We start from the raw sequence: 12361 nt of genomic DNA on the forward strand, positions 1-12361 counted from the left end.
TGCGTCAGGAAGTCCGAACGCTTCAAGCAACTCAGCACGTCCTAGCTTGTCAGCAAGGTGCAACACTCCCGACCACAGAACTGTCTTATACCCTTGGCTGTTTTTGGCAAGGTATGTTGGCTCTAGGTTGTCAGCATGTTTCCTCATAGCTTGTCTGCTGATACCAAAAAGTTCAGCAAGTTCTTTTACTGTCAACATTTGTTTTGGTTATCTATCCGTTGTCACAAGGGTGTCACCTCGTTTGTTTTTCTTTTAGTATACAGGAATCCGATCTAATAAACGAATTTCAATAAGATCCTTTCTAATCAATTAGAAAATATTTTTCAAAAATGCATATGAAAAAAATATAATAAGCAACTATTTAGAGATTAGAGAGAAAAATGAACGCTAATAGTTTTTATCACTAATCGGTCGTAAGGTCCATGGTTTTCCATCCAAATTATGTTTTAATAATATTAAAATCATTTATGGAGAATACTTAGTATGAAAATAGTGAAGCGTATTTTATTAGCTGTAGTGACAATATGTGTTTTATTTTTAGGGATTATCTATTTTTTGGGGTATAAATTAAACATATATTTAGTACCACCATCCCCTCAGAAGTATGTACAAGTTGCCCTAAATAACATGGACGAACTTGGGCTGTTCACTGACTCAAAAGAATGGGTAGAAACTAAAAAAAATACGATACAAGAAACATCAAATGCTAAAGATTATGCAGAAACAATCCCTAATTTAAAAAAGGCGATTAAAGTTGCAGGAGGCAAGCATTCGTTTATTGAAGATGAAGAAAATATGTCAAAAAAAAGTATTGAAGAATATGTAAAACCCAAGGCAGAAGTCGAAAATGATATTTTAGTATTAACTATTCCTGCATTTACTGGAAGTGATAAAGAAGCCGAAGAGTATACTACTATTTTAGAAACGGCATTGCATAAGAAAATTTATAAGTCCGTAATTGTTGATTTATGTGGAAATACAGGAGGAGATATGGCTCCTATGATATTAGGTCTATCTGCCATATTACCAGATGGTAAATTATTTAGTTATGTAGATAAAAACAACGATTTAGAGCCTGTAACTCTTAAAAGTGGCGAATTAAACAGTAACATCTCAACAATAAAAATAAGTGATAACAAAAAAATAAAAAAAGTGCCGATTGCCATATTAATAGACAGTAATACAGGGAGTTCTGGCGAATTAACCGCTTTGTGCTTTAAGGGGATCCCTAATGTTAAATTTTTTGGGTCTGATTCAGCAGGTTACACTTCTGCCAATCAATCTGTCTATTTATACGATGGATCGACATTACAAATAACTTCTGCTTTTGTAAAAGACAGAACAAATAAAATTTATAAAAATGTTCCTATTAATCCAGATGTTCGAACAAATAATAGCAAAAGTTCTGCAATAGAATGGATAAGATCTCAATTAAAGTAAAAAAAACTTGCAAAGAAAAATCTTTGCAAGTTTTTTTTTACTTTGCTACTTGTGCTTTTTTCTTGCAACATGAGTAAATCCAATACTTAACCACCCGAAAAATAACACTAACCAAGTTGTACTATGTCTTGCTAGAAATGCGATTAAACTTAAAATAGCGACAATAAAATATAAAAAATAATCATATTTTGAAAAGAATTTATCCATAACTATTCCACCTTAAAGTTATATTTTCTATAATATATTCTCTTTTCTTAATGTTGGTCTATCAGTTTTTAGTCTTAGTATACGTGCAGCTGCTGTGTCAGGAACTTCGAACGCTTCAAGCAAATCGGGACGACCTAGCTTGTCTGCTGATACCAAAAAATTCAGCAAGTTCTTTTACTGTCAACATTTGTTTTGGTTGTCTATCTGTTGTCAAAAGGTTGTCACCTCAGTTGCTTTTTTCTTTTAGTATACATGAATTCGCTTTGCCAAGCGAAACCGATTGAATGCAGCAATCAAAGTAGAGGAACATGCAGTAAGAAAACTACATGTTTTCTTCTAGTAATTTTAGTGTATAGTCGTCCGCTATGATCTCACCTTGCATGATCAGCAGTAAATGGTCGAAAGGGATTTTTGTGGATTTACTGAGTCGGTTCAGTTCTTCCTCACTCTCGATCCTTTCATAAATTTTTTTGGTTCGCTCGATTCGATCCCATTCTGTATTGGTCAAGTAGCGGGAAAGTTCATAGGTTAGCCGAGAATCCTCTGCACCGTGCACAAGATCAACTCCTCTTTTTATGGATTATTATAAAGGCAATAGAAAATAAAGAAACAACTGATCACTTGAATTGTTCATGTTATACTCGTTAATGGCAACTGCCCCGTGAGGGGGTGTAAATATGCTGGAAACTTTAATATCGCTGATTATCGCTCCACTATTCGTGGGTCTAGTACTCTTACTAGTTGATCGCTGGTTAGACGATTAACCGATAGTCGAAGCAGTTGCCTTCTGGCCCCAACGCTGGAGTCGCAACAGCGCAAAAAAAGCCCTCCTATTCGCAGTAGGAGGGCTTTTTGGTGTAAACATGCTTGTTCTTTAATATCGCTTCGCACATTTATTATAGCAAGAAATTTGGAAAAAATCAAAATGCAGCAATCAGTACCAGTCATTTTTTCGTTCTGAAATTATTTGAAAATTGATATCGAAAAGATAGGTCACATTTTCAACTTTCTATGGTCGAAAATGTGACCTACCTTAAAATTGACCAATCCCATGCAGCACTAACGTTTTACTGATCTCGTTACATGTAGGAAGTTGTTTCCTAACCCCCCTATTAGTAAATGGGGGTTCACGGTCACTTCAGCTCGCACAGCAAGCTGAAGTGACACCAGAAAGGCTACAAGGATTTTTTGCTAGCGCAAAGATCCTACAGCGTCTGCACAGCAAACGCTGTACGCCATTTCTCTTTTTAGCCATAGCAAGCATTTTTTCTTTGAAACAATATAACGATTTGCAACGTTAACAGTTTTCAGGTTTCAACTTTTTTATAGAAAAAAATAAATTACTTGCGGCAAAATTAAAATGATAAAGGTAATCAAACTAATTACAAACAAGATTTTCCAGAATAACAGCTTTTCATTCTGATACATTTTAAAAAACAAGAAACATAAAACAATTACAAAAATATCAAAAAAAACAAATGGTATAAGAGTCATTAGCTTAGTTTCCTTCCAGTTACTAAATAGTTACCAGAAATATTAGCTGTAATTTCAAACAAAACAGCTATTTTCTTCTTCATATTTTTTATCTCGCCTTATTTTCTTTTTTGGTTTTTGTCAATAAAATTTTAATACAAGGAAAATTTTATTGCAACATAATTTTGTATCATATCTATTGTCATTTTTCCCATTTTCAGTAATACTATAATTTTAAATTTGAAAAAATTTCAGTGTAATCAGCATAGTGAATTACCTTTAAATAGAAACTAACCAAGCTCAAATATTTATTAAAAAGCGAAAGAGCATAAGGTAAACGCACCACTCTCATGTTGAAAGTGGCAAGATAGGCTGTGCCTATTGCGTTTTGAAGAAAATGAATGTGATACCACAGCATAGTTTTTAGCAGTTGTCAGGGAGTTGTTCAGAGACTACTCAAGTAGTCATTTTTGCGAAAAGTAGTCTCTAGGTACCACCACCGATCGTCCTTTTTGAAAGACAAATTTTTACAAATACTTCGCAATCAGATCATTGTAAGTGAGCGATTCTGAATTTAGTTTTTCTTCTTTTGCTTTCTCTTTTTGATTATTAACGGGTCTTTTTTGTGATTTATTTTTTGCTTTTTTTCGCCGACTATTTGCCCATTTTCCTCTTTGTTGTGCCTTTACTTCTTTGTATTTTTCAGAATTTTCGAGATCAAAAATATCGACGTCCATCGTTTCTGCAAAACTAGTTGAATAAATTAAAAGTTCATCCAAACGGTTTAAAAGTGCCCGCATTTGGATATTTTCTTTTGTCTTTAATCGATACAATTCCAAAATAATATAGCGAATTAAGGCACTATCCGTTGCCGAATCTTCCACTGCTAACAGTTCTTTTAATTCTTCTAATGCTTCTCTATGTTCAGGATCAATATAAATTTGCAGCCGTTCCTTTGTCATTTGTTTTCACTTCTTTCAGTCTGTTTATTTTTTTAGTCGTATATTTTGCTACTTCTTAAGTATAATAAATATAAGCAATTAAAATATTCAGAAACAACGGTGCACATAATGTTAGTGGGTTTTGGTTGTGCTAAATACTTTAAATAAATCTTCATATTGTATTATCCCCCTCTATTTGTAACAACCGTCATGCATTTTACGAGCTTTATCTAAATGATCAATAGGATTTATCTTATTTATTCCCTAGTCCATATTGTTTTCCATATGATATTCTAGATAGTCTAAATTATTAGTATAGTGAAGTTTATTCTCTTCTTTACTTCTATTTAACGCCTCACCTATTGTATTAATAAATCTCGATCTTGGTTAACAAGATCATTTTTTAGAACCAAATATATATCCTGATTTCAATCACTGACAACACATAGATTCTTCTTCTCTAACGAATCTATTATAAATTGAGATAGTTCATAATCGCTAGATATTAATTTATCCACTGTCAAATTTGCTGGATTAGATACTAGTATTATAAATGTATTTTAAAGAAAACAAGTGTCTTCTTCATAACTATTACATCTCCTCCATCCTCAAAAATTTATACCAAAAAATAAGAAAACAAATGCAATATAAAGGAGGATTCCCCCTCCCAAAACAATAAAAAAGTAGAAAACATATTTAGTCGTTTTGCTAATATCATTCGCATTTCTTATCTTAATACTAATAAAAATATAAAACCCTATGAGTATTAAAAGTGGTAGCATTTTGATCAACAATTTTTATCCTTCCTTTGAGAAAATCATTTTGGAACTTTTTTTATGTTAACCGATATTATAATTTAAATTTTAATGATTATTCATACACATTATATTCGTCAAGTAAATCGCTATAATTAAAAACTAAGAGATATACTGTAACAACTATACATAAAATAGTAATACATTTTGAAAATGGATCAACTTCAACGTTAAAGACACTTTTAATTATATTAGATAAATTAATCGCCAGAGTAACTCACATGGTTTCTTGAAAACTAAAAATGCGGCCGCAATCCTTTAAGAATTTACTATAGATCTACTCTGAAAAATAAAATAAATTCATTAAATTGAATTAAAACGTTTCTAAATAACACAATTTATTACACTTAAATCTTTTGATAAAGGTCTACATAAAGATTTACACCATTTTTCTGACAAAAATACTACCTGTCCAAATAATACTCATATTCCACCTGTAAACATTTTAAAAACATAAGAGAAAGCCTAGTATTCTTTACTCAGCTTTTATAGATACATATATCTATACCTTCAATTCCTTCTTCCAACATTCATAAGACTCAACAGTTGCACTTTTTTTCATTCTCCTACAAATTCCACTAAACAATGACCACTTATAATCATCAAGAATGGCAGTACCTACTCCCCCTAATCCTAAGAAAAACAGTAAAAGTAAATATAAAAATAACATCATATTCGTCCATAACGATAAAAGAGTCAACAAAAGAGAAACTAAGCCTACTGTAACAAATGAAAAGAACAGAATACCATAATAAATCTTCAAAAGAACAGACCATTCTTTGATTCTATTAAGAGCAGATACCTCCTCCTCAATCATTAATCAATCCACCTGTTCCTTCTTCTTTTTAGGATCAATACTCTTTAAAAATCTCTCCTCCAACACCAATAAATGACGATAAACATCATCCATTGACCAGCCTGAAGAAAGACTAAGACAATACAAAAAATCACAAGGTAACGTCTTTACTTTGCGGTTTCTTGTTACCCAGCTTGCTACTGTACTCTGCTTATATCCATGTAACTCACAAAATTGCTCTACTGTAAGACCTAACCGCGAAATAATAAACACATTGATCGGGTAGGGATATACAAAGGTATTGATACTCATAGTCAGAAAAACCTCCCACCATATTATTACGTTTGCAATAATAGTACTACTCTTTCTTAAGACCAGCAAGCAAGGCGGAAGAAAAAGAAGGAACGTATCATAGATATAATGTAATAGGCAATTTGCACCTTTTAATTTCAACCTGTATCGATCATGAACAAATCTGTTTGCACGCCGATCTTATTGGGTTCTATCAAGCGTTTCAGTGCTGTCTGGATAAACGTGTATTCTTTTCCAAAAGCTTCTGAGATCGCAGCGAAATAAGCCCCCTGGCTTTCTTTTTTTAGCCGGATAACGGAGCGCATCAATCCATGTATCGAAGCTAGCATAATACCTCCATTACGACCAGCACGAACACGAATATGAATTTTGTTCTCTTCTTTTAACTGCTTCAGTACTTTGTCCAGGGAACGTTTTGGGATCTTTAAACGTTCAGTTAACTCTTTTTTTGTAGAAATAATGTATGGTTGTTCTTCATAGGATTGCTCATTCAAATAGGACAGTAGATCTTCTGCCCATTCATGACTATGTGAATACTTGCGAATAGCTCTTTCTTTCTTGAATTTCCACCAACCTCGTTTTTTGTTGAATAGTTGCTCTTCAGAAAGATTGGCATCGACCCACTCTTGGCATAATAGGACAATTTTTTCTCTGTGCGCTGCTTGATATTTTCCGGAGTAAGCGGAACGAATGATTCTGGTTAATTCTCGATCAGATAAAGGGTTAGCCAAGCGGTCATTGAATTCTAACATCGTCAATTCACATGCTTCTACTTCGTATCCTGACGAAAAGTATGCCAAAGACAAGGTGAATATGACATTATTTCGACCATATACGCCCTTTTCACCTTGTATTTTTTGACTTTTTAGCAACAGCTGGAACCAGGGTTCATCGACTTGACGAAATTCTTGAGTAGATGGTAATACAAAAACGTTTTTGATCTCCGCTTTTTTGTCCGCATCTTCTCTCATTGACCAGTCGATCCATTCTTCAAAACTATAACGATACTGTGGTTCAAAGAATAAAACATTCTCTTCAGAAGGCATACGTGTGATCCCAAAATGATTGGCATTTACATCAACTGGAAACCGATAATCATTTGAAAATTTGTTTCTTAGATTTTTTGAGATCATTTTGGCCACATTGATCACTTTAAAATTTGATTTCTTCGTCACGTATGCAGGCTTGTCTAGTACATAGAAAGCTTGAAATCCATGCGGTGTACGTAGAATCATTGTCGGCATAAAGCCGATCTCGTGACTGGCCAAGATAATTTCTCCATAGTCAAAGTTTGGATCCAATGTGTCAAAATCAACAAAGAAAGTATTGATTTGACGCAAATTGTCCTCAGAATGACCTTTTGTAAACATTCTGGCTTCATCAGCATACGTTCCATAGCGAAATACATTTGGTGTCCAATGAGTGAATCGATTATTGTTTTCGATCACCCCTTCTTCTGAAGTGATCACTAGTCCAATCCCCTCGATCATGTGTTCCTTTGAGCGGTACGCAAAAATAGCCCCCTTCCCCGACTGATCACTAAAAGAGACCGGTTTTAGGTGGCTGTTTTTATATTTGAATTTACGGATACCATTTTGTAATACCGTCGAATATACGACATCCAAAGAAGCTGCCATGACTTTATTCCTTCCCAAACTAAAAGAGAACACAAATAATCTTAAAGATTTGTGTTCTCCCAATAGCTTAGAAGTCTTAAATGAATGACAAAATAAGCGTGTATATATTGAGTTGCTCGTCAAAAAATGGTAGAATAAGTCTGTAAGTTCGGATTGTCAGTCCGAAAAACTTATCAAAATTACATAAGTGGTTGTCAGCCACTTACATAACTTCTGAGACGAGCGAGAACACATAGGCTTTTTATGTGATTCAGATAGAATAGTGAGGCCAATTTCACTTTTTTATCCGTCTCTTTTTTTTTATGTAATTTTCTTTTAAAGTGTAAACTTTTTTTTAATGCTGTAAACCTTTTTTTTATACTACAAAGTTACCCTATTTTTAAACATTTGTAAAGATTATCAAGTGATTTGATTATAAATTATATTTTATAAAATATAATTTATAAAATATAATTGACAACATATTTCTTTCTGGTATAATGTTCTTAGACAGATATATATATTATATTTTGCAATTTATATTTTATATTTTATAAACGGGAGGTTTGTTTAATGGAATTATCGCAAGAAAACTTGAAAATTGTTTTTGAATATAGAAATGTCGTCAGAAGACCATTAACTATTACTGTAGCAAATTCCAAGGGTGGAGTAGGTAAAACTACTATTATAAGATACTTGAGCTATGTACTTGCTAATATGGGATTTAAAGTGTTGGTAGTGGATGCCGATCCGCAATCAAATACTACAAAGACAATGTTGTTGACTAAAAATTATCACTCTAAAGACGATGACATTTTCATTATTGAAAAAACTATGCTAGCTGGAATCGTTGAACGAGATTTAAAACAATTAGTTCTTCCAATAATTGAAAACTTGGATTGCATTCCATCACATATAGATTTTAAAAACTTTCCAAAATATTTAACTAAGCTTTATGGGGACGCTATAGAAGGAATAGACGCTGATTATATCGAGGTCGAAAAAAACAGAATTTCAGTCTTGAAAGATTTACTTGAACCAGTCAAGCCGGATTACGATTTTGTTCTCATCGATACCCCACCTACTATGTCTGATTTCACTAGGAATGCTGCTTACGCTTCTGACTATATTATTATGGCTTTTCAAACACAATCCGACAGCTTAGATGGCGTTGAAGATTATATATCAGAAGAAGTCACTCCTCTTGTTGAAAAATTTGATTGTAAAACTGAAATAGTTGGAATACTTCCAAATCAGTTGAGTAAAGGTAGTATAGATCGCCAAGTTGTCAACGATGCTATCGAAAAGTTTGGTGATCAAAACCTTTTTGATAATATTTTACCCCATGTTAAGCGAGTGCAAACAACACCGAGGACAGGTTTAAATACTGACACTTATTGGGACAAACTTGCTTACGAAGAAGTTTTTGTACCTTTAGCAAAAGATTTCATTCATAGAATAAAATTATTCGAAGGAGAAAACTAACATGACAGATAATGCAAAACCAGGTTTCTTTTCAAAGCAAAAACCTGATAATTCTTATAAAGAGATCCCTAAACCGAAATCAGCATTTACTTCTGACAACACAGATTTACTAGAAAATATTCACCCTGAAGAAGACGTATTAAAGATAAACAACAAGTCGCTTGGTATACCAGCCATAGTCTGGTGCGAATTTACTGCTTTGCTTGATACTACTGATAATGATTATACCTATGAACTACTCGAAGAATTAATTCACGAAAGAACTGCACGTTTCGATCACAATCAAAAAACAACCTACAACCGAATATTAGAGCGTAAGAAAGATCAGGAAAGAGAACGGATATATAAGAAAGAAAAAAGGAAGAAGATTTAGATCTTCTTTTTTTTATTTACAAATTATATTTTATAAAATGCAATTTATAAAATATAATTTGTAAAATACAATTTTGCCTTTATAATCAATTAATTAAACACTATAATAGATTTTTGAAAATTTTATTTTATAATTTATATTCTATATTTTATAATTTATAAATATAATCAGTAAACACTAAATCATAAAATTTCACTTATGAAAGAGTTTAATATATCTAATATACTAAATATATTGAATATATTTAGTATATAGAAGTTTAATTATCTTGACTAAAAAAAAAAGCGAATGTGTGTTCTAATGTGTATATAAAACGTATCTTTTTTTTTAGAAAAGGGGATTTATCATGGTTATGCAATTTGGCGTAAATCCAAGGTTTGACTATACTAAAGAACCTTCCCGAGATATTCTTTGTATCGACTGTAAGTCATTTTATGCATCCGTAGAATGCGTAGAAAGAGGACTAAATCCTTTAAAGACAAAGTTAGTGGTCATGTCCTATCCTTCAGACGATCCTTCTCAGCGAGGAAGTGGGTTGATTCTGGCATCGAGTCCGGCCGCAAAAAAAGCCTATGGAATTTCTAATGTCAGTCGATCACGGGATCTTCCTTTTCCGTATCCGGAAGACCTCGTGATCGCACCACCGAGAACGACACTGTATATGAGAAAGAATATAGAGATTAACAATATTTACAAGAAATACGCTGACGAACAAAATCATGCAGTATACAGCATAGATGAGAGGTTTGTGGACGTCACAGACTCATTAAAACTGTTCAGTGCAAAGGACGCAAGAGAGCTGGCGAGAATCATTCAAACTGACGTTTATCGGCAAACTGGAATTTTCACAACGATTGGGATTGGTGACAATCCGCTCTTGGCCAAGTTCGCACTAGACCTCGAAAGTAAAAAAAATTCAGATATGAAAGCAGAATGGCGTTATGAAGACGTACAGCAAAAGCTTTGGTCTGTAGAAAACATTACAGACGTGTGGGGTATAGGACGTCGGACAGCAATCAGACTGAACCGAATGGGCATATTTACTATGCATGACCTGGCACACGCAAATTACTATCAGCTGAAGCAAAATTTTGGTGTCTTAGGTACTCAACTGTATGCACACAGCTGGGGCATCGATCGATCATTCTTAGGTCAGAAATACAAAGTAAAATCTAAGTCGATAGGGAACAGTCAGGTCTTAAATCGGGACTATACACGTCGAAAAGAAATAGAAATTGTAATCAAAGAAATGGCCGACCAAGTAGCAACTAGGTTACGCCGTACAGGAGCGAAAGCTGAGGTAATTTCTTTATGGATCGGCTTTTCAATGGGTTATGTCGATCGATCAGTAAGTCGAGGGTTTCACCAGCAAATGAAGGTACCAGCAACCAATAGAAGCAAACAAATAGCAAACTACTTACTACAGATATTTGATCGTCATTACAAATACCAGGACATTCGAAATGTGGGAGTTAACTGTTCAAAGCTCGTCTATTCTAATGCTTTGCAGCTTGATCTCTTTGAAGATCCGGACGAGCAAGTAAAAGACTTAAAAATCGATTATGTGGTAGATACTATACGCAAAAAATTCGGGTTTAAATCGATCGTTCATGCAAATAGCATAATGGAAGGTGGACGTGCGATCGCTCGCAGCAGTCTTGTCGGAGGACATGCAGGTGGTATGTCTGGACTTGAAGGTGCTGAAAGTCATGGTAAAGCGTACTAAGAAAACATTTACGGACTATAATCAATACAGAGACCGGCCATTTGGACTGAAGTGGGCAACGGCTTACGCCATGGATGATTTGATGAAAGGCGTTTTAGAAAATGAAGCCTGGGCTACGAAAGAAGTTGTTGGTTTGGAGTTAATGAATCGTGAGGAGATCGACACAATACTTTCAGAGTCTTTTCTTTATCATAAACCTATAACGCTGCAGTTAAACACTAAAGACTAATTTGGGCGATTTTTGGATCCTGTAGAAGGACAATTTCTAGGTGAAGCATATGAAGACTATTTTATATTGAATGAACAAGCGACCTATTGGACAGACGTTCGGCACGTATCTATAAAAAAGGAGGAAAAATGGTTCAAAGTTGACTATTTTCAGGACGGAAAATCTTCTCGCAACAAACAAAAGAAAAAAGAGAGTAAAATAGAAAAAGATATTGAGTTAATCAAAAATGAGTATTATCAGGACTTTGCAGACGACGATTGAAGATCATTGTCCATCATTTGACTTTTAAATTGCCTTAGAATGGCTCTCTGACACACGTTTTTTAAACAGATCAGAAAAGGAGAGGGAGAATATGTGTGGAAGATATTTTTTTGATTTATCTTCAGATGAACTAAAAAGCTACTATGATCACGTTGTTTAAAATGCTACAGGTAACCATATTCGTGTTGGTTTTAATGAAATATTTCCAACTAATTATATAGTAACACTAGGACTTAATCAGGACTCAAGGGTAGTATCAGGAATCACTCATTGGGGTTTCCAAGGATTTAAACCAGGTCAACTTATGATAAATGCACGCTCAGAAACAGTGGAAGAAAAGAAGACTTTTTCTAAAGCCTTCAGAGAAACTCGCTGCGTCATACCAGTTTCTGGATTCTATGAGTGGGATTCCGAAAAACGAAAACTACTGTTTACTGCAGGGGATAATGACGTTTTTTATTTGGGAGGATTTTATCGTGTGCATAAAACAGGTGCGGGTTTTGAAACAGAATCGATTATTATGACGACAAAACCTAATAATTCAGTAGCCCCGATACATGATCGTATGCCGCTTATTATTCAAAGAGATCGTATAAAAGATTGGATCAAAGATTTGGATTTCGCACGTAACTATCTTATAGCTGATATGCCAGAATTAACTCGTACTGAAGTAGCAAAATAAAAAGA

10 protein-coding genes and 2 pseudogenes are annotated in these 12361 nt (G+C 34.0%); 7 read left to right on the forward strand and 5 right to left on the reverse strand.

The features are described 5' to 3' along the window. Nucleotides 1-483 precede the first annotated feature (483 nt). The gene (locus tag ECA1_RS12950; protein ID WP_060792697.1) at nt 484-1440 is read left to right on the forward strand and encodes a S41 family peptidase; all 957 of its coding nucleotides are present in this window, start codon (nt 484-486) and stop codon (nt 1438-1440) included. A 529-nt stretch (nt 1441-1969) separates the two neighbouring features. On the opposite strand, the gene ECA1_RS12955 is transcribed toward ECA1_RS12950, so the two are convergent. Further along, nucleotides 1970-2203 (reverse strand): hypothetical protein, encoded by a 234-nt coding sequence (locus tag ECA1_RS12955; RefSeq protein ID WP_060792698.1) that lies wholly within the window; start codon nt 2201-2203, stop codon nt 1970-1972. Nucleotides 2204-2324: 121 nt separating this feature from the next. On the opposite strand from ECA1_RS12955, the gene ECA1_RS17485 reads away from it, so the two are divergent. Beyond that, complete coding sequence (locus ECA1_RS17485) at nt 2325-2411, forward strand: type I toxin-antitoxin system Fst family toxin (RefSeq protein WP_115224856.1); 87 nt, start codon at nt 2325-2327, stop codon at nt 2409-2411. Nucleotides 2412-3647: 1236 nt separating this feature from the next. On the opposite strand, the gene ECA1_RS12960 is transcribed toward ECA1_RS17485, so the two are convergent. From ECA1_RS12960 to ECA1_RS12980, 4 genes are all read right to left on the reverse strand, one after another. Further along, entirely contained in the window at nt 3648-4082 is a 435-nt protein-coding gene (locus tag ECA1_RS12960; RefSeq protein ID WP_002337532.1) for a hypothetical protein, read from the reverse strand. Between the two features lie 1296 nt (nt 4083-5378). Further along, the gene (locus ECA1_RS12970; protein WP_060792699.1) at nt 5379-5693 is read right to left on the reverse strand and encodes a hypothetical protein; all 315 of its coding nucleotides are present in this window, start codon (nt 5691-5693) and stop codon (nt 5379-5381) included. Nucleotides 5694-5696: 3 nt separating this feature from the next. After that, nucleotides 5697-5984 (reverse strand): hypothetical protein, encoded by a 288-nt coding sequence (locus ECA1_RS12975; RefSeq protein ID WP_060792700.1) that lies wholly within the window; start codon nt 5982-5984, stop codon nt 5697-5699. A gap of 137 nt (nt 5985-6121) precedes the next feature. After that, complete coding sequence (locus ECA1_RS12980) at nt 6122-7621, reverse strand: primase C-terminal domain-containing protein (protein ID WP_060792701.1); 1500 nt, start codon at nt 7619-7621, stop codon at nt 6122-6124. Between the two features lie 552 nt (nt 7622-8173). On the opposite strand from ECA1_RS12980, the gene ECA1_RS12985 reads away from it, so the two are divergent. From ECA1_RS12985 to ECA1_RS13005, 5 genes and pseudogenes are all read left to right on the forward strand, one after another. Next, complete coding sequence (locus ECA1_RS12985) at nt 8174-9085, forward strand: ParA family protein (protein WP_029485251.1); 912 nt, start codon at nt 8174-8176, stop codon at nt 9083-9085. A 1-nt stretch (nt 9086) separates the two neighbouring features. Then, nucleotides 9087-9458 (forward strand): hypothetical protein, encoded by a 372-nt coding sequence (locus ECA1_RS12990; protein WP_016612373.1) that lies wholly within the window; start codon nt 9087-9089, stop codon nt 9456-9458. 346 nt (nt 9459-9804) lie between these two features. Further along, nucleotides 9805-11184: a Y-family DNA polymerase gene (locus tag ECA1_RS12995; RefSeq protein WP_115224871.1), complete on the forward strand. Its 1380-nt coding sequence runs from the start codon at nt 9805-9807 to the stop codon at nt 11182-11184. Next, nucleotides 11168-11674 (forward strand): annotated as a pseudogene (locus ECA1_RS13000) (hypothetical protein). The gene ECA1_RS12995 and the pseudogene ECA1_RS13000 overlap by 17 nt, the downstream one beginning before the upstream one ends. A gap of 91 nt (nt 11675-11765) precedes the next feature. Continuing rightward, nucleotides 11766-12356 (forward strand): annotated as a pseudogene (locus tag ECA1_RS13005) (SOS response-associated peptidase). The last annotated feature ends 5 nt before the right edge of the window (nt 12357-12361 follow it).

The organism is Enterococcus casseliflavus NBRC 100478, from assembly GCF_001544095.1.
In the GTDB taxonomy this organism is placed as follows: Bacteria; Bacillota; Bacilli; order Lactobacillales; family Enterococcaceae; genus Enterococcus_D; species Enterococcus_D casseliflavus.

What these genes read in the sequence shown, in the direction of transcription:
- ECA1_RS12980 (WP_060792701.1), bottom strand. Translation starts at nt 7,621, where the DNA reads ATGGCAGCTTCTTTGGATGTCGTATATTCGACGGTATTACAAAATGGT.
- ECA1_RS12950 (WP_060792697.1), top strand. Translation starts at nt 484, where the DNA reads ATGAAAATAGTGAAGCGTATTTTATTAGCTGTAGTGACAATATGTGTT.
- ECA1_RS12975 (WP_060792700.1), bottom strand. Translation starts at nt 5,984, where the DNA reads ATGAGTATCAATACCTTTGTATATCCCTACCCGATCAATGTGTTTATT.
- ECA1_RS12995 (WP_115224871.1), top strand. Translation starts at nt 9,805, where the DNA reads ATGGTTATGCAATTTGGCGTAAATCCAAGGTTTGACTATACTAAAGAA.
- ECA1_RS12960 (WP_002337532.1), bottom strand. Translation starts at nt 4,082, where the DNA reads ATGACAAAGGAACGGCTGCAAATTTATATTGATCCTGAACATAGAGAA.
- ECA1_RS17485 (WP_115224856.1), top strand. Translation starts at nt 2,325, where the DNA reads ATGCTGGAAACTTTAATATCGCTGATTATCGCTCCACTATTCGTGGGT.
- ECA1_RS12990 (WP_016612373.1), top strand. Translation starts at nt 9,087, where the DNA reads ATGACAGATAATGCAAAACCAGGTTTCTTTTCAAAGCAAAAACCTGAT.
- ECA1_RS12985 (WP_029485251.1), top strand. Translation starts at nt 8,174, where the DNA reads ATGGAATTATCGCAAGAAAACTTGAAAATTGTTTTTGAATATAGAAAT.
- ECA1_RS12970 (WP_060792699.1), bottom strand. Translation starts at nt 5,693, where the DNA reads ATGATTGAGGAGGAGGTATCTGCTCTTAATAGAATCAAAGAATGGTCT.